The sequence below is a fragment of the Bacillus sp. FSL R9-9492 genome, from assembly GCF_038007365.1.
GTDB lineage: Bacteria > Bacillota > Bacilli > Bacillales > Bacillaceae_G > Bacillus_A > Bacillus_A mycoides.
The window spans coordinates 4,062,473-4,081,669 of sequence record NZ_JBBOXC010000001.1 but is presented as its reverse complement, the minus strand read 5'-3'; the positions used below and the strand labels follow the sequence as shown (position 1 = coordinate 4,081,669).

17 protein-coding genes and 1 riboswitch are annotated in these 19,197 nt (G+C 33.6%); of the genes, 9 read left to right on the top strand and 8 right to left on the bottom strand.

Annotated features, from left to right (window positions below; all coding sequences use genetic code 11):
* Window positions 1-19 precede the first annotated feature (19 nt).
* On the top strand, window positions 20-1,051 hold the full coding sequence (malR, locus tag MKY70_RS20655; protein WP_088034426.1) for a maltose operon transcriptional repressor MalR: 1,032 nt from the start codon (window positions 20-22) through the stop codon (window positions 1,049-1,051).
* A gap of 4 nt (window positions 1,052-1,055) precedes the next feature.
* Here malR and MKY70_RS20650 read toward each other — a convergent pair whose 3' ends face one another.
* Window positions 1,056-2,219 carry an aminotransferase A gene (locus tag MKY70_RS20650; RefSeq protein ID WP_002033816.1) on the bottom strand — a complete coding sequence of 388 codons (1,164 nt, stop codon included), beginning with the start codon at window positions 2,217-2,219 and terminating at the stop codon, window positions 1,056-1,058.
* A 234-nt stretch (window positions 2,220-2,453) separates the two neighbouring features.
* Window positions 2,454-2,654, bottom strand: a complete 201-nt coding sequence (locus MKY70_RS20645; RefSeq protein WP_000929276.1) for a hypothetical protein — start codon at window positions 2,652-2,654, stop codon at window positions 2,454-2,456.
* A 309-nt stretch (window positions 2,655-2,963) separates the two neighbouring features.
* On the opposite strand from MKY70_RS20645, the gene MKY70_RS20640 reads away from it, so the two are divergent.
* Window positions 2,964-4,238 (top strand): sensor histidine kinase, encoded by a 1,275-nt coding sequence (locus MKY70_RS20640; RefSeq protein ID WP_002014814.1) that lies wholly within the window; start codon window positions 2,964-2,966, stop codon window positions 4,236-4,238.
* Between the two features lie 59 nt (window positions 4,239-4,297).
* Here MKY70_RS20640 and MKY70_RS20635 read toward each other — a convergent pair whose 3' ends face one another.
* A complete protein-coding gene (locus MKY70_RS20635; protein WP_002033817.1) occupies window positions 4,298-5,041 on the bottom strand; it encodes a DUF3967 domain-containing protein in 744 nt (247 codons plus the stop codon).
* A gap of 236 nt (window positions 5,042-5,277) precedes the next feature.
* On the opposite strand from MKY70_RS20635, the gene nucA reads away from it, so the two are divergent.
* Both nucA and comJ read left to right on the top strand, forming a co-directional pair.
* Window positions 5,278-5,712 carry a DNA-entry nuclease gene (gene nucA, locus MKY70_RS20630; RefSeq protein WP_002014817.1) on the top strand — a complete coding sequence of 145 codons (435 nt, stop codon included), beginning with the start codon at window positions 5,278-5,280 and terminating at the stop codon, window positions 5,710-5,712.
* A gap of 39 nt (window positions 5,713-5,751) precedes the next feature.
* Entirely contained in the window at window positions 5,752-6,141 is a 390-nt protein-coding gene (gene comJ, locus MKY70_RS20625) for a competence protein ComJ (RefSeq protein ID WP_002088359.1), read from the top strand.
* Window positions 6,142-6,181: 40 nt separating this feature from the next.
* Here comJ and metE read toward each other — a convergent pair whose 3' ends face one another.
* The 3 genes from metE to MKY70_RS20610 form a co-directional block, all read right to left on the bottom strand.
* Entirely contained in the window at window positions 6,182-8,470 is a 2,289-nt protein-coding gene (gene metE / locus MKY70_RS20620; RefSeq protein WP_341025634.1) for a 5-methyltetrahydropteroyltriglutamate--homocysteine S-methyltransferase, read from the bottom strand.
* Window positions 8,471-8,600: 130 nt separating this feature from the next.
* A riboswitch (cobalamin riboswitch) is annotated at window positions 8,601-8,788 on the bottom strand.
* 353 nt (window positions 8,789-9,141) lie between these two features.
* Window positions 9,142-9,699 carry a PadR family transcriptional regulator gene (locus MKY70_RS20615; RefSeq protein ID WP_000062071.1) on the bottom strand — a complete coding sequence of 186 codons (558 nt, stop codon included), beginning with the start codon at window positions 9,697-9,699 and terminating at the stop codon, window positions 9,142-9,144.
* A gap of 91 nt (window positions 9,700-9,790) precedes the next feature.
* Entirely contained in the window at window positions 9,791-11,332 is a 1,542-nt protein-coding gene (locus tag MKY70_RS20610; protein ID WP_002192633.1) for an MDR family MFS transporter, read from the bottom strand.
* A 425-nt stretch (window positions 11,333-11,757) separates the two neighbouring features.
* On the opposite strand from MKY70_RS20610, the gene MKY70_RS20605 reads away from it, so the two are divergent.
* On the top strand, window positions 11,758-12,258 hold the full coding sequence (locus MKY70_RS20605) for a hypothetical protein (RefSeq protein WP_002192634.1): 501 nt from the start codon (window positions 11,758-11,760) through the stop codon (window positions 12,256-12,258).
* Between the two features lie 31 nt (window positions 12,259-12,289).
* Here the strand turns inward: MKY70_RS20605 and MKY70_RS20600 are convergent, their stop codons facing one another.
* Window positions 12,290-12,523: an SPP1 phage holin family protein gene (locus MKY70_RS20600; protein ID WP_002192635.1), complete on the bottom strand. Its 234-nt coding sequence runs from the start codon at window positions 12,521-12,523 to the stop codon at window positions 12,290-12,292.
* A gap of 164 nt (window positions 12,524-12,687) precedes the next feature.
* On the opposite strand from MKY70_RS20600, the gene MKY70_RS20595 reads away from it, so the two are divergent.
* Together MKY70_RS20595 and MKY70_RS20590 are read left to right on the top strand one after the other, a co-directional pair.
* Window positions 12,688-13,329 (top strand): diguanylate cyclase domain-containing protein, encoded by a 642-nt coding sequence (locus MKY70_RS20595; protein WP_341025631.1) that lies wholly within the window; start codon window positions 12,688-12,690, stop codon window positions 13,327-13,329.
* 641 nt (window positions 13,330-13,970) lie between these two features.
* The gene (locus tag MKY70_RS20590) at window positions 13,971-14,633 is read left to right on the top strand and encodes a YkyA family protein (protein ID WP_105590041.1); all 663 of its coding nucleotides are present in this window, start codon (window positions 13,971-13,973) and stop codon (window positions 14,631-14,633) included.
* A gap of 32 nt (window positions 14,634-14,665) precedes the next feature.
* On the opposite strand, the gene MKY70_RS20585 is transcribed toward MKY70_RS20590, so the two are convergent.
* Entirely contained in the window at window positions 14,666-15,124 is a 459-nt protein-coding gene (locus tag MKY70_RS20585) for a YkyB family protein (protein ID WP_002014827.1), read from the bottom strand.
* 141 nt (window positions 15,125-15,265) lie between these two features.
* On the opposite strand from MKY70_RS20585, the gene MKY70_RS20580 reads away from it, so the two are divergent.
* Both MKY70_RS20580 and MKY70_RS20575 read left to right on the top strand, forming a co-directional pair.
* Window positions 15,266-16,840 (top strand): Ppx/GppA family phosphatase, encoded by a 1,575-nt coding sequence (locus MKY70_RS20580; RefSeq protein WP_215576532.1) that lies wholly within the window; start codon window positions 15,266-15,268, stop codon window positions 16,838-16,840.
* A 108-nt stretch (window positions 16,841-16,948) separates the two neighbouring features.
* Window positions 16,949-19,057: a polyphosphate kinase gene (locus tag MKY70_RS20575; RefSeq protein ID WP_002014829.1), complete on the top strand. Its 2,109-nt coding sequence runs from the start codon at window positions 16,949-16,951 to the stop codon at window positions 19,055-19,057.
* Window positions 19,058-19,197: the final 140 nt, after the last annotated feature.

The window sequence follows — 19,197 nt, the reverse complement described above, 5'->3', positions numbered from 1 at the left end:
GTGAGAGGAGGGGATTTTTATGACAGTTACAATTAAAGATGTGGCGAAGCAGGCAAATGTTGCACCATCAACAGTTTCTCGTGTAATTGCTGATAATCCAAGTATAAGTGAAAAGACAAAGCGCCGTGTTCGAAAAGTGATGAGTGAACTGGGATATCATCCTAATTTAAATGCAAGAAACCTTGCGAACCAAACGACGAAGACACTTGGTCTTGTTATGCCGAGTTCTGCAAGTAAAGCTTTTCAAAATCCATTTTTCCCAGAAGTTATAAGAGGAATTAGTTCATTTGCACATGTGGAAGGGTATGCGCTTTATATGTCGACTGGTGAAACGGAAGATGAAATTTTTAATGGTGTTGTAAAAATGGTACAAGGGCGTCAAATCGGTGGTATTATTCTTTTATATTCAAGAGAGAACGATCGGATTATTCAATACTTGCATGACCAAAACTTCCCGTTTGTTTTAATTGGAAAACCATATGATCGAAAAGATGAAATTACATATGTAGATAATGACAATTATACAGCTGCAAGAGAAGTAGCGGAATATTTGATTTCATTAGGCCATAAACAAATCGCATTCATCGGCGGTGGATCAGATTTACTTGTAACGAGAGATCGTTTGGCGGGGATGAGTGATGCTTTGAAACTAGCAGATATTCTATTGCCAAAAGAGTATATTTTACACTTTGATTTTTCAAGAGAGAGTGGTCAACAGGCTGTTGAGGAATTAATGGGACTAAAGCAACCACCGACGGCAATTATGGCAACGGATGATTTAATTGGACTTGGCGTGTTAAGTGCGCTTTCTAAAAAAGGATTTGTTGTACCGAAAGATGTTTCGATTGTAAGCTTTAACAATGCTTTATTATCAGAAATTGCTAGTCCACCACTTTCGACAGTTGATGTGAATATTTATCAATTAGGGTATGAAGCGGCAAAAGCTTTAGTTGATAAGGTGGAGCATTCTGAATCTACTTCAAAATGCATTATTATTCCGCATAAATTATTGAAGCGTCAAACTTGTGATCATTATGCAACAAAAAGCTAAGAGTTTAACTCTTAGCTTTTTTCTTTAGAAAGGCTTCTAAACGGTCACAGCCTTCTTTTAAAGTTTCGATACTGTAAGCATAGGAAAGGCGAAGGTAGCCTTCACCGTATTCGGAAAATGCGGTTCCAGGAACAACGGCTAGCCCAGCTTCTTTTACAAGATCAAGTGCAAAATCAAATGATGAAGATGTTAAATGTCCAACATATGGGAATAAATAAAATGCACCTGTTGGCTTCTCAACCGTTAAACCCATTTGAATGAGTCTATTATACACGTAATCACGGCGTTTTTTGTATTGATAGCGCATCATCTTCGGTGCATCTTTAGCAGCTGTTAAAGCTTCGATTGCAGCATATTGAGCGATTGAAGTAGCACATGTAACATTGTATTGATGAACTTTTAATATGTGTTTTGCTAAATATTCTGGAGCAAATAAAAGTCCGATACGCCAGCCGGTCATAGAATGTGATTTTGATAAGCCGTTAATGACAATCGTCTTATCACGCATTTCTGGGAAATGAGCGATAGATGTGTGTTTTTCTTCATATACAAGTTCACTATAAATTTCATCAGAAAGAACGAAAATATTTTTATCTTTTAAGACAGATACAATATCTTCTAATTCTTCTTTTGATAAGGTAACACCAGTTGGATTAGAAGGATACGGTAAAACGACGCATCTTGTTCGTTCTGTAATTGCATGTTGCAATGCTTCAGCTGTTAAACGAAATCCAGTTTCGCGAACATCTATAAAAATAGGAGTTGCACCACATAGTCGAATAATCGGCTCGTAACCAGGGTAAATAGGAGCAGGTAAAATTACTTCCGTTCCTGGTTCTAAAATAGTTCGGAATGCAACATCGATCGCTTCACTAGCACCGATTGTAACAATGGTTTCGTTTTCAGGCGAATAATGTAAATTGTAGTTGTCCTTTACAAAGTTACAAGCTGCCTTGCGTAATTCTAGTAAACCAGCGTTATGTGTATAGCTTGTATAATTTTCTGTAATGGCCCGTTTAGCTGCTTCTTTTACTAGAGAAGGTGTAGGGAAATCGGGTTGCCCAATTGTTAAAGAGATAAGATTATCATAGTTTTGAATCATATTAGAGAACTGACGGATTCCAGAAATTTGGATGTCCTTCACTCTAGGATTAATGAATTGTTCCATTGTATCTCCCTTTCTTCCGTTTGAAAATTAAGTTCATTTTATCATATTTTCAACTATTACGCTTCGTTTATAAAATTTCCCCCGCTATTTGTGAAAGATAAGAATTGTATCTTAAAATTCAGTGGAAGTAAGAAATTATGTGAGGATTCAAATGTCTATAAGAGTATAAGCTGTGTGAGTTAATTAAAGTTTCACTTAAGCATAAACACAAAAAAAGCCGCTGCAAGCGACTTTTTAATAACCGTATTCCCAATCTATTTCATCTTCGTTCCAAAGTACGGAAGATACTTTGCCAAGATGGACAACGGATTCATTTACAGCACATGTACAGTCTTCGTCCCCTGCTTTATGTTGCAATTCTTCGTATACTGATTTTTCAACGTTTTCTAGCACAACCAAATTTTCTTCTTTTAAAACAAGCGTAGTACCCGCCATATTTATCTTCCTCCTACTAAAGTAATGATCACTTATTTGTAAACATAGATAGTATGGATTATATGCTGTATTTTGCGATAGTTGTCCGTCTAGTGAAGTGTTTTTTATTTTCTTTGTAATCCGTATTCATTGTATACTGCACGAAGGAAATTTGGTACAGGGTTTACAATCATTTCGGAAATTTGTAACATTTATTATTAGTTGTTAACAAATAATTAACAAAGATATTAAGAAAAATCAAAATTTTGAAACAAATAGACTTATAAAATGATATAATCATATCAAAATACATATAGGGGATGAGAGGCTATGGAGCTGATTCGTGATTTAATGATCCAAATTGCCATCATTATTTTACCACTATTTTTATATGAAGCGATTCGTTTAAATCGTTATCAAGGAATGCTTCCGAAGCCTAATCGCTACTTTATTATGTTTTTATCTAGCGTTACACTCGTTCTCTCCATGACATACTCTATTTGTTTTGGTACCGTTTGCGGATACAATTTTCATCCAGTCCCAATTGTTAGTGGTTTTTTATATGGTGGGATTGTTGGGCTCATCCCTGCCATTATTTATGTTGCATATGAATGGATTTTTAAGGGGCTTAGTTGGTTGCCTATGGTAGAAGTTATATTTCTTTCGATAATTCCATTATTTTTGTCAAAGAAATGGTCTCTTTTTTCAAGAGATAAGAAGCTAATATTAGCTTTTATGATTGCATCATTTTATGTTCTTGTTTCATTAGTAGTCGGGATGTTGAATGTCCTTTTAGAAACAGGTTTTACACCGTACATATCTAATCTATATAGTGGGTATATATTTGCATCACTTATTATGGTTATGACAATGGTATTTCAAGTGTATTTGACTGAGTATTTAAACGAAAATGCATTATTGCGTACAGAAATGCAAAAATCAGAAAAACTTAATATTGTAAGTGAGTTAGCTGCAAGTGTTGCACATGAAGTTCGAAACCCTCTCACTGTTGTACGAGGGTTTATTCAATTGCTAGAGAGTACGGAAGACGTAAAAAACAAAGATTATATGCGTCTCGTATTAGCTGAACTGGATCGTGCTGAACAGATTATTTCAGATTATTTAAATTTAGCAAGGCCTCAAATTGAAAAAAAAGAACATATTTGTTTATCAGCACAATTAATTGAAATGACAACTCTTATGTCATCATTTGCAGCGATGCAGGGCGTTTATTTGCAAGTTGAGATTTCTGAGAGCCTTTATACTATCGGCGATAAGACGAAATTGAAGCAAGCTATTATGAATGTTGTTAAAAACGGTATTGAAGCAATTCAAGGAAACAAAGGGTATTTAAAAGTAACAGCTATTCAAAAAGATGAATTGATAATAATAAGAGTTAAAGATAGTGGTGTTGGAATGACAAAAGAACAGTTAGTAAGGCTTGGACAACCGTATTATTCTTTAAAAGAAAAAGGAACAGGATTAGGCCTTATGGTAACATTTAGTATTTTACAAGCGCATAATGGCACATTGGAATATAAAAGTGAAAGCGGAAAAGGAACTGAAGCTATTATTATATTGCCAGCTGTACGATATAAGGAATAAAAGTTACCGATAGAAGGTAACTTTTTATTTTATCGTGCATTAGAAAAAGATACAAAATTTCATTCATTTATTTTTTCTTGTTTTGTTCGAACGAATAAACTTTTAAATGATTGAAAGAAGCTTTGCTCTTTTGAGGCGGCGACTAATCTTTTTGTTTCTTGAATTTCGCGAATAACTTGCATAAGTTGTGTATCACGGTTGCTATCTTTATTGTAAATTTGATTGACAAGTTTATTCATTTTTTCTTCTTGTTTGGATTCTCGCTTATACATATGATTCATTAATAAGTCCATTTTTTCTTTTTGGAGTGCATCTGTTTGAGCGGCGTGAACAACTAGATCTTGTAACATTTTTTCTTGTGAGCCTTCTTTTACATAAACTTGTTGCATTAGTTCATCTAATTTCTCGTCTTTTAAACGATTTTGTGTAATGAGAGTAGAGTTTTGATGAATAATTGCTTCATTTAATTGAGCAAGCATTTCAAGTTTTAGCATGAACTCCTCAAAGTTACGCCCATCTTCTTTTGGTTGCACTTCTTGTTTATCTTGAATAACAGGTACAGGTGGGGCATCTTTTTCTTTTAAAATAATAGGTATTGTTTCTGAAATGTCTTCTTGTAATGTAGCAGCTCTTTCATGTATAGATTTCAATAGTTTTAAATCATCCAATTTATAAATACGAGCATCAGCTGTTTTTGAAATGATATAACCGTGTTCCTCTAAGAGTTGGCTATATTTTCGGACTATATGTTTTGGGATACCTGTTTTATTTGTAACATCTTTCGTTTTATAAATAGCTTCCATGATAGTTCCTCCCCAAAAAGTATCGTATATATTATTTCAACCTTTTATGTGGACTTCCTTTGAAAAAGAATGTCGGAAGGTTATTAGTTTTCTACAGCATTAGTGAAAAGATGAAGAAAAATGAATGTTTTTGGCGGAATGGAGAGGAAGAGCTAAAATAATGTCTGAAAACATACATAGAAGAAGTTTGTTATAATAACTGAGGAAAAGAAATTGGTAGGAACACGGAGGTACACATGAAGCAATTTAAAGGTATTATCATTTCAATTATTGCAATTCTTTCTCTTTTGGTAGCGGTATATGAAGTACTTGTGCCAGAGGAGACAAGTACTAAAAAGACAACTACGTATGATCAAATTCTAGAGTTCCCGAAAGAACGATATCCAGAGACCGGGAAACATATAACGGATGCTATAAAAGAAGGACATTCGGAAATGTGTACAATTGATCGTAATGGTGCAGCGGATAGAAGGAAATTATCGTTAGCGCCATATCCGACGAAGAAAGGTTATGATCGTGATGAATGGCCGATGGCGATGTGTAAGGAAGGCGGAAAAGGAGCTCATATTGAATATATAAGTCCAGCAGATAACCGCGGTGCAGGTTCTTGGGTAGGGAATAAGCTAGACAAATATCCAGATGGTACGCGTGTGAAATTTGAAGTGAAATAGTAATTGGCATACATTTCATAGTGGAGGAGAGGGATAGTTATGGAATTAACAATTTCATATTCGCAATTAATGATAATGAACTATGATGGTCAGCAGCCTTATGTAGATTGGACTCCTGAAGATTTTGAAAGAGGCTATGCTGAGGTGGATGGAGCTATTATTTTTGAAGCAATCTCTGACTATACTTGTGAAGTGGAAGTTACTTGTGGAAATCATATTGAGAAAGAAGAAGTGGTTAGAACGATATCAGTTCCTTTCACAGTGAAGAATGAAGAAGTATATATAACAAGTATTCTTTCTAATAAATATCATATTCCTATTCCGAACGGAGAATATATGATAGTCTTGCAGGCAACTCCTCTTGAAGAGCCATCAGACGATGAATTGTATAAAGTACAATACGACTTCTATTTTGAGAGTGTAGAATAAAAAAACGTGTTATCCTTCAAAAGGATAACACGTTTTTTTATTATGCGTTTGTTTTTAGGAGAGAACGAGCGTCTTTTGCTGCCTGAACCATGTGCTCTAAAGCAGGTATAACTTCCTCAGTTCTTCGTGTTTTTAAACCACAGTCTGGATTAATCCAGAAATATTTAGGGTCACATACTTGTAAAGATTGTTCTACGATTGTGAACATTTCATCTTTACTTGGGACACGTGGGCTATGAATATCATATACCCCTAGACCAATTCCTTTTTCATATGTTGTATGCTTTAATGTATTAATAAATTCTCCATGACTTCTTGATGTTTCGATAGAAATAACATCTGCGTCTAACGCTCGAATTGCATCTACAATATCTTCGAAGTTACTATAACACATATGAGTATGAATTTGTGTTTCATTTTCTACAGAAGATGTTGCTAAAAGGAATGATTGAACTGCCCATGTAATGTATGCATCCCAATCTTTTTCTTTTAACGGCATACCTTCACGAAGTGCAGGTTCATCGACTTGGATTACTCTAATTCCGGAAGATTCAAGTAATTCAATTTCATGACGAAGTGCTAATGCAATTTGATATGATACTTCTTTTCTTGAAATATCATTTCGAACGAATGACCAATTTAAAATAGTGACAGGTCCAGTTAGCATACCTTTTACTACTTTCTCTGTTAAGCTTTGTGCATATACAGTTTCTTTAATAGTCATTCCACTTATAAAGGCAACATCACCATAAATAACAGGTGGTTTTACGCAACGAGAACCGTATGATTGTACCCATCCGTTTTTAGTAAAGGAGAAACCAGCAAGTCTTTCTCCAAAATATTCCACCATGTCAGTTCTTTCGAATTCACCATGTACTAGTACATCAAGACCAATATCTTCTTGGTAACGAATCCACTTTGCAGTTTCTTTTTCAATGAATTGATTATATTGTTCATTTGTAATATCGCCGTTACGCCACTGTTTACGTGTTTGACGAACTTCAGATGTTTGCGGGAAGCTACCAATAGTTGTTGTTGGTAACAACGGTAATTGTAAAGCTACTTGCTGTAGTTCATATCGTTTTTCAAATGGAAGAGGACGTGAGAAATCATCTTCTTTAAGTGATGTACGTGCCACTTTTACATCTTCACGATTACGTGCAGCTGATGAGCGGATTGCATGATGTGCATTACGATATGTTGTTAAATCGCTACTGATGCTTTCTACACCTTTAGTAAGAGCAGAATGGATAAGGACTAGTTCTTCTAATTTTTGATTAGCAAATGCAAGTGCATCAAATAATTCACTTGTTAAGTGCGTTTCTTCCGTTTTATCAATTGGAGTATGCAATAAGCTACAAGAAGGTTGAACAATTAAACCTTTTGCTGTGATTTGATTTTGTAATGTTGTAAATAAAGAAAGTACATCATCAAGATCAGCTCTCCAAATGTTACGGCCATCTATACAACCGATAGCTAAAATTTTATCAGCTGGGAATCCATATTTTGAAATAGCATTTACATTACCTTCTTTGCCATGAACAAAGTCTAATCCAATACCAGAAACAGGGAATGCAATAATTTCTTCATAGTTCTCTTCTACACTATCAAAATATGTTTGTAGAAGAAGATTCGCATTTGGAACCTCTTTATGAATAGCTTCGTAAAGTTCTTTCGCTTGATTAATTTCATCTTTTGTTAAAGATGCGAAGATTGGCTCGTCAACTTGAATAATTTGTGCTCCAGCTGCTTGTAATTCAGAGAATAATTGTACATAAGGTGCAACTAGCTCTTTTAAAATAGTGGCAAATTGCTCTTCGTTATAACCTTTTGCCAGTTTTAGGAATGTATAAGGGCCTAAAATAACTGGTTTTCCATCAACGCCTAACTCTTTTTTCGCTTCTTCATATAAACGAAGAGGACGATTGTCTTTTAAAGAGATTTGTAATCCTTCTTCATATTCAGGAACAATGTAATGATAGTTTGTGTTAAACCATTTTGTCATTTCAGAAGCAACGTGATCTTTAGAGCCGCGTGCCATTGCAAAATATACATCAAGGTAAGAGGTAAACTCTGAAAAACGTGACGGGATGAATCCTAACATGTAGGCCGTATCCAGAACGTGGTCATAATATGTAAAATCGCCAACTGGAATTAATTCAATTCCCTTTTCTTGCTGTACTTTGACGTGTTGAAGGCGAATTTCTTTCATTGTCGTTAAAAATTGTTCTTCATCAATTTTATTGGACCAAAAAGCTTCCAATGTTTTTTTCCACTCTCGTTGTAGTCCGATACGTGGATAACCTAAGTTACTTGTTTGAATTGCCATTTTAAATTCCTCCCTAATTGAAAGTAAGCATTTCCGTTTACTCGGAAATACCTATAACAAAAAGCATAAAGGCATAGAAAAATAAGCCTTCCTTTTTGTTCTTAACACCTCATCATCATCCGTGAGTCTATCAGTGTTGTTAAAATAGGCAGGTATCCTGACTTATGCTTCATATAATTTCTTTCACCTTCCCGTTTTCACAGTGGCACAAAAAAGAAATCTCAGCATTTACAGTGGCGGGACCGTGTTGGAGTTTCACCAAACTTCCCTTTTAAACACGAAGTGAAATATTCGTGTACCTATTTTCCTTTTGAAAGGAATTTAACAAGCGATATGATATTGAAACAAATTCTAACACAATTTTCGGAATTTTGTCCACTGTTTTAAAATAAGAAAATTCTAAAGTTTTTTATTCTTATCATTCGGATTATTCTGATTTTTTCAAGAGGGAAGAGAGGTTGGGGAAATTGAAATGAAGTGCGATTAAACTTGTAAAGAAGTGGATATCTGTACAGAGATAAGATGCCATTTATGTTATTCAACAATTGGCTCATCTTATGTCGAACCTAAAACAAGCATACCCCCTTCCTAAATTAGAACGGGGGTATGCTTGTTTTAGGTTTTACAATGAAATAACTTTATTGTCTTTTTACAGTTTCTTCTTTATAAGTTCAACCTTCATCTATATCAATTTCTGAAAGTCGTCCTGCAACTGCATCTGTAAGGAGGGTGTTTAACCATTGCAATTCAACTGTAATATGTTCAATAACGCTTTGTAAAATATATAGTTGTGCACGAGGAATGTGTCCTTTGCTACAATCATAAATAGTTTGCATTTTATGTAAATATTGAACGGTATCATTTTTCTTTTTTTCTAAAATAGGAATTAACTCTTGATCATCACCAAAATGAGCGAAAGAGAGTGCCGAATAAATTGGTTTATATATTTGATTTTTTGCCTCAAATTGTTTTAATAGTAACGTGTGAAATAACCGTTTACCTTCTTCTGTTATATGAAAGATTGTTTTATCGGGTCTATTCGTATCTCGAACAATCGTGGTAATACGAATTGCACCCTGCTTTTCTAATTGTTCGAAGGCGTAGTAAAGTGATCCTTTTGCATATTTAATATAACAATCCATTTGTCGTTCTTTCATGATGTGCTGCACTTCATATGGATGTTTATCTCCTTCAAGTAGCAAGCCGAGAATGACTAATTTCATGCTCATGCTGTCTCAACTCCTATAAATAAAAACTTTATACATATTATAAACGGCATATCCGTTTTCATAAAGGGATATGCCGTTTCTTTTCTCTATATTAACTTACTTGCTTTTGTTTTTGTTTCGTTTTTGGACCTGTAAAGAGGCGTTCATTTCCCATAAGTAAAATACAAATAATACTTAGTACAGCCGGGATCAGTGCCCAGAAGAATGTACTGGCAATAGAGGTAGCGAGAGCATCTTTAATACCAGTTAATATTTCAGCTGGAATCTTATCGGTAGCACCTTGTGATAATAAGAAACTTGTGTCTCCGCCTTTTGGAGCTAATTTAGCTAGTTCAGGAGGGAACACAGTGTTTAATTTAGTAGTAAAAATATGGTTTTGAATTGTACCGAAAATCGTTACACCAAGAGTCATACCGAGTGAACGGAAGAATGAGTTTGTTGATGTAGCAGAACCACGGTCTCGCATTTCTAACTTGTGGATAGAAGACATACTTAAAACTGAGAACGAGAAACCAACTCCAAGTCCAGTGAGAACCATAAATAGCGTTACAAGTAGACGAGGTGTATCCATTGTTAAAGTGCTTAGTAAATAAATACCAATTACGAAGAAAACACCAGATACCATCATGATGTTACGATAACTTGTTCGAGAAGCTAACTGTCCACCTGTTTGACTTCCAATTACAGAGCCAACCATCATAGGTGTTAAAATTAATCCAGCATTTGAGGCTGAACCGCCGAGAACACCTTGAACGAAGATTGGGATATAAACTGTACAGATAATAAAAGCGGCACCATAGAAAAAGGCAACGCCTTGGCTAGCTGCGAATAAAGGTTTTTTAAATAGATGGAAAGAAATGATAGGCTCAGTTGCTTTTCGTTCTACGAAGAAGAAAATAATAAGCATAATAACAACTGTTGTAAATAAACCGATAATTACAGTGGAATTCCATGCGTATTCTTTACCACCAAGTTCTAAGGCGAACATTAAGCAAACGATACTAATAACAAGTGTAATAGCGCCAGCCCAATCAATTTTTTGTTTTCTAAATTCTAGAGATTCACTGTAGTATTTAGTAATGAAGAAGAAGGAGATAATTCCTAATGGAATATTAATATAGAAGACCCAATGCCAACTTATATAGTCTGTAATATAAGCACCTAATAAAGGGCCAAATACACTAGATGTCCCGAAAACCGCACCGAATAGCCCTGTCATTTTTCCGCGCTTTTCTGGTGGGAATATATCGTACATAATCGTGAAGGCGATAGGCATAAGAGCGCCGCCACCAATCCCTTGAATTGCTCTATAAATACTTAGTTGCTCAATACTAGATGCTGTCCCGCAAAGTGCAGAACCGAATAAGAAAAGAATGAGGCCACCAATATAAAAGCGTTTCCGTCCGTACATATCAGAAAGTTTTCCGAAGATAGGCATCCCAGCCATTGTTGCTACCATATATGCAGACGTGACCCAAACGAACTTGTCAAATCCTCCTAGGTCTCCAACAATCGTAGCCATTGCTGTTGCAACGATTGTATTATCCATTGCCGCCATTAAAATACCAAGTAATAAACCTGCAACAACAAATTTTGTATTGTTGGAGTCTTTTTTTGATAATTGAGATTCCAAATATAACCCTCCTTTAATAATAAGTAAACTATATGAAGTTTTGAGTGCAGCGCATAAAAATTTGAAATATAGTTTTTTAAATCAATTTACACAAGTACACTGACAAAGCCATAAAGAATATTATAGTCAAATTTGACTAAAAGGCAAACTTTTTCTTCCGTCAAAATATTCTGTTGTATGGACAGAGAAAGAGTGAGCGATACTTAGTAGTGGTGTAAAGTCAATGAAGGAAATTGTAAAAAAATATTTCAGTAAGAATACCTTCTGTTAACAGAGGAAAAATGGTTTTTTCTTTATATTGTCGAATAGGATAAAAGGAAGAGTAATAACTATATATCGTTTGTAACAAGCTTTATTAATATTGTGTGGAGAGGCAGAATAAGGTCGTATGGATATGATGCATCTGAAATGGGGTGAATATTATTATGAAAATATGGAAACGGATTTCGGATCAAGGAAGGCGTTCAATACCGTTACAACCGGTGTTATGGATTGATGGCTCAAAAAAGGAAAACGAATGTCCTAATGTAGCAGTTACATTGCAAATCCGTAGTATGTATAAAGAAAAATTTTCATATGAACTGACCTATGATGTAAATGACATACTTATTATTCGAATTGAAGTAGAAAATAAAGGAATGGAAATGATTTCACGAGTTGTAGTAAGTCATATGATTCGAGATTATTTTGCATATATCCCAAATTCATTAAAGGCTGATAAGGGGATGAGCGAGTTTTTGTTCCAGCTTGTAAGGTGGCGAATCAATAATTTATTACCGAATGAGAAAGTAGAACTAATTTGTAAAATAAAAGCAAATAAAGATAAAGCAATCAAAAACGCATTATTTCAGGCTACATATACATTTCAATATAAAGAAGTATCATATGGTCCGCTGCAAACAAATGAAGTTGTTGTGCGGCAATGATAAAAAGGAACCTGTAAGAAAGGTTCCTTTTTTAATGAAGGTTGTGTTTTTTGAGTACTTTTTTTTGCTCGATTCCTTTTTTTCCTACATAATTATTTTTATAACCAAAATATAAAATGAACAGAAAGGAAACGACATTTACAATAGCGTCAATTTGATCGTTTGTAATAAAGTTCACTCCGAAAGAATTACATAATAATTTTAATGATAGCAGAAACCCTGCTAGTAAACGTATAATATCTGATAGATTTTCTTTTTGTAGCATATAAGTCACCTCTTCCTAAAAACGATATATAGTATATATATGAAATAGAATAGAAATGGTATACAAGCTTAAGCGGAAATGTACACTCAATGTGTACATTTTTTATTTTGTAGAAAAACATAATTGTTATAGAAACATATATTGGTATAGAAAGGAGGAGAAATATGAAACATAAAGGTAAAATTAGTGGGTTATTACTTGGGAATACAGTGGCAGTTACAGAATGGATTGCGCTTCAGGATGTAATTACAAAACTGGATTCGCGATCATTTTATACCGTCTTTATTATTTATATATTGCAAATGATACTCAGCTATTATTTTGGACATTGGTATGATAAAAGAGCGAGTGGGCGTATGGATACGGAAGTAGGGGGAATGGCAAGTAATGATTTTGTAGTTGATTTCTTTGAGAAAGTAGCTGCTTTATCGGAACGGGATTCTCATAATATTACAGTGTACATTCTTTCAGTGAAAGAATGGAAAGAACTAAAAGAAACAGTACAAGAAAAAAAATTGGAGGTGTTAGTACAAAAATTGGAGAGTACGATTGTAAAGACAATTCGTAAAGGGGATGTCGTTACTAGGTGGGATGAAAATAAGTATGTTATTGTGGCGATTGATAACGGACATGAAAGGTCGACAATAACAAACCGATTAATGAAAAATATTGAAAATGAAATAGAAAATGGTTTGTTAAGTATGACGCTATTATTTGGAGCTGCTAGTTATCCAATAGAAGGAAAAACCTTTGAAGAATTGTTAAGAAAGGCACAAAATCAATTGTACCAGCATAGGGATTTGTAAGAAAATGAGTGAAACTTCGATTTGAAGAAATATGATATGAAGAAGTTTTGAATGTAACATTTTTTTGACTTTTATTACAAAAAGAACTTTTATTGTAATAAAAGTCTTTAAAAATATATGGAATAAGCATATAATTATGTTGGATGTGTCAATGCATTTTGCACAATGTGTTTCATTTTTAAAGTGTAGAGGAAAGCATGCTCTACACTTTTCCTTTTTAGGGAATGACAAGAATAATTGTAAGTTGTTGCAAGATGACATTTACACTGTGTAAAATGAACAAAGAAATTATTTGATAGAAAGCGGAAAGGAAATGATAGAATGATAGACGTGACAGAACAACGACCATCTTTTATCAGGTGAATTATTACTGTTGTTCTCCAAATTATTATGGCTGTGATGAATTCCGTTGTACTTTTATGTAATACATAGTATAAACAGGTTTTAAAAAGTGCCAAGTAAAAGGTAGATATGAAACTGCTATTTAGTTCAAAAATGTAATTTTGAGTAATACAATTTGTACAAGCATTATAAACAATATGAATGATTTTCGTAAAAAAGGTGCGAGTGTGGAGTTAATAAAAGGATAAATAATTTCATAGCTTTTTACACGATTATCGTATATAAGTAGGAGGAAAAAGATGTTGAAGTATAGTAAATTAGCAATTGTAACTGCATTATCAATGACTTTACTAGCGGGTTGTTTCGGGCCGAAACCAGAAGAGGAATTATATGTTGCATTTGAAAATGCTGCAAAACAAGAAAAAACAATGTTTGAAGATGCGAAGAAACTTGAAACTTTAGAAAAAGAGGGACAAGAATTATATAATCAGATTGTTCAAGAAGGAAAAGATAATAATCAAACTGTTAAGGAAAAACTGAACCAAGCAGTGAAAAATACAGATGAACGAGAAAAAGTGCTTAAAAAAGAAAAAGAATCTTTAAATAAGGCACAAGAAGAAGTGAAGTCAGCAGATAAATATGTGAAGAAAATTGAAGATAAGAAATTGAAAGATCAAGCGGATAAAGTGAAAAGCACATATGAGAAACGACACGATTCATTTAACAAAATGTATGATAGCTATAATAAATCGTTAAAACAAGAAAAAGAATTATATACAATGTTACAAGATAAAGGTACAAAATTAAAAGATATTAGTGAAAAAGTAAAAGTGGTAAATCAGTCTTATAAAGATATTGAATCAGAAAAAGACAAGTTTAATGAATTTACAAAAACTTATAATACAGAAAAAATAGCTTTTTATAAACAAGCAAATATTAAAATTAAAGAAGAGAAAAAATAAAACAGTTTGGCCTAATATTAGGCCAAACTGTTTTATTTTTTTGTATAGGTACGGCTATACCATGGAACTGGTTCGCTTAATTTTTTTTCCTGTTTTAATGCTTCAGGACCAATATAATCTTGAAGTGTTTTTTTTGCTATTGTTAAAGATAAGGTTGTTTTCGGATTTCGATAGGAGGATTCAAGGTGACCAAGATGCGGTAGGGTGCGAAAATCATCTTTCGTAGGAGGGATATGGAAAAAATAATCACCTAAACGTATAAGAACATCGGATTGTTGTTGACTAAAACGTGGATTTCTAGAAAAATGTAATCCTTCTTTGATAGCCTTTTTTTCAGTAATTAAGCGTTCTAAAGCAGTCTTTTTTAACCAATATAAGTACTTAGGGTTAGTTGCAGCTTTAGCATGACGATTCACAACGAAAATAGATTGAGCTAGTCTATTAATAGAATGTTGATTATGCAATGGAGATTGTGGTTGTGAAGGTTTCATATTGACTCTCCTTTCAATTTTTCCTTATTATAGCATAAATAAAATGGGTTTTTATTATATGCAAAAAGTAATTGTATATATTTTCAATATTAAAGCAATATTGTTACAAAAAACAACTATTTTGTATAATAGTGATAGAATATGTTTCAGAAATTTGATAATGAAAGAGTGAGAAGTTTGAAAGAAATATTAAAATTACAATATGCCATTATAGATATTGGATCTAATACAATGCGTTTAGTTATTTATGAAAAGCAAAATGGAGGTTTTTATAAAGAAATTGAAAATACGAAAGTGGTTGCTCGGTTAAGAAATTATTTAATCGATGGTGTTTTGAATGAAGAAGGTAAAGAAGTATTGTTACAAACATTATTTCAATTTCAAGAAAGTACAAAATTCCATCAGTTGCATCATGTACTTTGTGTTGCAACGGCAACAATTAGACAGGCTGAGAATCAAGAGGAGATTAAAAAACTTGTTGAAGGACAAACAGACTTTACTCTTAGAGTATTATCAGAATATGAGGAAGCACGTTACGGCTATTTAGCAGTTATGAATTCTACTTCGTTTTCGGAAGGAATAACAGTAGATATTGGTGGCGGAAGTACGGAAGTTACATATATTAAAAATAGAGAGATTTTAGAGTACCATAGTTTTCCTTTTGGTGCGCTTTCTTTAAAACATCTATTTATTAAAGGTGATATTCCTACTAAAGATGAATTAGAGGAAATTCGAGAGTATTTAGAGTGTCAATTTCGAACGTTACCATGGTTAATTGATAAGAAATTGCCTCTTATTGCAATTGGTGGTAGTGCGAGAAACTTAGCGAAAATCCACCAAAATTTAACAAACTATCCTATAGCGGGAGTACATTTATACAAAATGAAAGAAGAAGATATTGAAAATGTAAAAGGTGCATTGGAAAAACAATCGTTTATCGAACTTCAGAAAATGGAAGGATTGGCAAAAGATCGAGCTGATACAATTATTCCAGCGGTTGAAGTATTTCATAAGCTTGTAAATATTATAGAAGCAACGGCATTTGTATTAAGCAAAAAAGGATTAAGAGAAGGTGTTTTCTATGAAGAGTTGACGAAAGATTTAGGGATTTCATATTATCCGAATGTAGTTGAAGAAAGCTTACATTTGTTATCACACGAATATGAAATGGATATGGAATTTGTCATTCAACTTATTAAACATGGAAGATTGATTTGTAAACAACTCGAAGAAATGGGACTGATTTCTGTTTCAATAAAAGACTGGGAAGCATTCCATCAAGCAGCGAAAGTATTTAATATTGGAAAATATATAGACGAAGAAGCGAGTCGTTTACACACGTTTTATTTATTGGCAAATAAAACAATTGACGGCATGATGCATAAAGATCGAGTGAGGTTAGCGCTTATTGCATCTTATAAATCAAAAATGCTATTTAAACAACATTTATCTCCATTTGAAGGTTGGTTTGATAAAAGCGAACAAAAAAAAATCCGCCTATTAGGCGCTGTTTTACAATTTTCAGCTGCTTTAAATGTAAGACAAAGATTGCTTGTTGATACGATATCCATAACAGAAAATAAAGAAGGATTAACGTTTAGAATTTTATGTGAGCAATCGGCATTAGCAGAAAAAGTACAAGCTGAAAAACAAAAAAAGCAGCTAGAAAGAGTATTGAAAACAAATATTCACTTATCATTTGAATCAAAACGTTAAGTTGTACGGATGTCTTTACAGAAAATTAACACTTTGGAATATTGTAATTTGATAAAATGAAAGTAACTAAATTATAGTGAAAAAGTTTCAAAGGGAAGTGTGAAGAGAATGGAATTGCTAAAGGGGAATTTAGTAAATTTAAATGATACAGCGTATTATAATAATCGTGAATTAAGCTGGCTAGCATTTAATGAACGTGTACTACAAGAAGCGCAAGATGAAAATAATCCACTATTAGAAAGACTAAAGTTTATTAGTATTTTTAGTTCGAATTTAGATGAATTTTTTATGGTGCGCGTAGCAGGTTTGAAAGATCAAGTAAGTGCGGGATTTAATCAGCCAGAAAATAAAGCAGGTTTAACACCAAAGAAACAGTTAAATAAGATTGCGATAAAATCGCATGAGTTAATGACTGTGCAGTATGAAACGTTTAAAAATTATGTATTGCCAGCGCTTGAACTAGAGGGGATTGAGCGTTTAACATTTCATGATTTGACGAAAGAGCAAAGGGAATTTATCGAGGAGTATTTTGATGAACAAATATTTCCGGTTTTAACCCCTGTATCTATTGATGCGTATCGTCCATTTCCAATGTTATTAAATAAAAGTTTGAATTTAGCTACTATTTTATATGATGAGCAACAGGCTGAGGAAGAAAATCGTACGAAGTTAGGAATTGTACAAGTGCCTTCATTACTGGAGCGTTTCATATTTTTACCGAGTGAAGGGCAAAAACATAAATTTATTTTATTAGAAGATGTAATTAGTGGTTTTACTCATAAACTATTCACAGGATATAACGTATCACCTGTTACTCGTTTCCGTATTACACGTAATGCGGATTTAACGATCCATGAAGAAGGTGCACGCGATTTATTAAAAGTAATTGAAAAAGAATTGAAAAAGCGTAAGTGGGGAGCTGCCGTTCGTTTAGAAGTTGGTAAAGAACACATTGATGAAAGAGTGTTAGCGTTATTGTATGATGTGTTAGAAGTAAAAGATGAAGATGTGTACATGATGGATGGACCGTTAGATTTAACATGTTTATTCTCCTTATATAAAAAATTAGCGCCTTTATATGAACATCTAGTATACCCGGCTCTTATTCCTCAACCTCCTCAAGATTTAGGTGATGAGGAAGATGTATTTGAAAAAGCGATAGAACATGATATTTTATTACACCATCCCTTTGAGTCGTTTCAGCCAGTCGTTGATTTTGTCCGTGATGCGGCAGATGACTCGAATGTACTTGCGATCAAACAAACATTATATCGTGTAAGTGGAGATTCTCCAATAATTCAGGCGCTGAAGGTAGCAGCTGAAAAAGGAAAACAAGTGACGGTATTGGTTGAGTTAAAGGCAAGGTTTGATGAAGAGAATAATGTTCATTGGGCTAAAGAATTGGAACAGGCCGGATGTCACGTTATTTACGGAGTAAGTCACTTGAAAACGCATAGTAAAATTACGTTAGTTGTAAGAAGAAGAAACGGAAAAATTGAAAGGTTTGTACATCTTGGAACCGGAAATTATAATGATGCAACAGCGAAGTTGTATACCGATTTTGGATATATTACATCGCGAAAAGACTTTGGTGTAGATGCAACAAATTTCTTTAATTATTTGAGTGGTTATACAAAAAAACCGCATTTTCATCATTTATCTGTTGCCCCGTTTGATATAAGAGAGCAGTTTATGGAGTTAATAGATGAGGAAATCCGTTATCATAGACAATATGGAAATGGATATATTATCGCTAAAATGAATTCGTTAACAGATAAACCGTTAATAAAAAAAATGTATGAAGCATCACAAGCTGGGGTAAGGGTAGAGCTCATCGTTAGAGGGACATGTTGTTTAAGACCTGGGATTCCAAATGTAAGTGAAAATATTCGTGTAGTTAGTGTTGTTGGAAGATATTTAGAACATAGTCGTATTTATTATTTCCATCATAATGGAGATGAAAAAATATATTTATCTTCAGCTGATTTGATGACACGAAATATGGAAAAACGAGTAGAAATATCCTTCCCAATTTTAGATATTGAAATGAAAGCGAGAATAAAGGCAATTTTACAGCTGGTTTTGGCTGATAATGTGAAAACACGTGAACAAAATAAAGATGGTGACTATTATTATATAATTAATAGTAGTATAGAAGAAATTGATAGCCAAGTGAATTTATTTAAGATGGCGTATCAAAATACAGACGCTGAATAGTGTGAAAAAAGTAAAAACCTCTTATTGAATTTAAGAGGTTTTTACTTTTTTTTCTCTACTCATATATTCTCAAAATGGAAGGATGAGTAGAGAGAATAGTTTTTATTATAGGCGTGTGATGAGTCGGTTCGTTGAGAGAA

Excerpts from the sequence above, each read along its gene's own strand:
- malR (WP_088034426.1), top strand. The coding sequence starts at position 20 with ATGACAGTTACAATTAAAGATGTGGCGAAGCAGGCAAATGTTGCACCA.
- MKY70_RS20650 (WP_002033816.1), bottom strand. The coding sequence starts at position 2,219 with ATGGAACAATTCATTAATCCTAGAGTGAAGGACATCCAAATTTCTGGA.
- MKY70_RS20645 (WP_000929276.1), bottom strand. The coding sequence starts at position 2,654 with ATGGCGGGTACTACGCTTGTTTTAAAAGAAGAAAATTTGGTTGTGCTA.
- MKY70_RS20640 (WP_002014814.1), top strand. The coding sequence starts at position 2,964 with ATGGAGCTGATTCGTGATTTAATGATCCAAATTGCCATCATTATTTTA.
- MKY70_RS20635 (WP_002033817.1), bottom strand. The coding sequence starts at position 5,041 with ATGGAAGCTATTTATAAAACGAAAGATGTTACAAATAAAACAGGTATC.
- nucA (WP_002014817.1), top strand. The coding sequence starts at position 5,278 with ATGAAGCAATTTAAAGGTATTATCATTTCAATTATTGCAATTCTTTCT.
- comJ (WP_002088359.1), top strand. The coding sequence starts at position 5,752 with ATGGAATTAACAATTTCATATTCGCAATTAATGATAATGAACTATGAT.
- metE (WP_341025634.1), bottom strand. The coding sequence starts at position 8,470 with ATGGCAATTCAAACAAGTAACTTAGGTTATCCACGTATCGGACTACAA.
- MKY70_RS20615 (WP_000062071.1), bottom strand. The coding sequence starts at position 9,699 with ATGAGCATGAAATTAGTCATTCTCGGCTTGCTACTTGAAGGAGATAAA.
- MKY70_RS20605 (WP_002192634.1), top strand. The coding sequence starts at position 11,758 with ATGAAAATATGGAAACGGATTTCGGATCAAGGAAGGCGTTCAATACCG.
- MKY70_RS20600 (WP_002192635.1), bottom strand. The coding sequence starts at position 12,523 with ATGCTACAAAAAGAAAATCTATCAGATATTATACGTTTACTAGCAGGG.
- MKY70_RS20595 (WP_341025631.1), top strand. The coding sequence starts at position 12,688 with ATGAAACATAAAGGTAAAATTAGTGGGTTATTACTTGGGAATACAGTG.
- MKY70_RS20590 (WP_105590041.1), top strand. The coding sequence starts at position 13,971 with ATGTTGAAGTATAGTAAATTAGCAATTGTAACTGCATTATCAATGACT.
- MKY70_RS20585 (WP_002014827.1), bottom strand. The coding sequence starts at position 15,124 with ATGAAACCTTCACAACCACAATCTCCATTGCATAATCAACATTCTATT.
- MKY70_RS20580 (WP_215576532.1), top strand. The coding sequence starts at position 15,266 with ATGTTTCAGAAATTTGATAATGAAAGAGTGAGAAGTTTGAAAGAAATA.
- MKY70_RS20575 (WP_002014829.1), top strand. The coding sequence starts at position 16,949 with ATGGAATTGCTAAAGGGGAATTTAGTAAATTTAAATGATACAGCGTAT.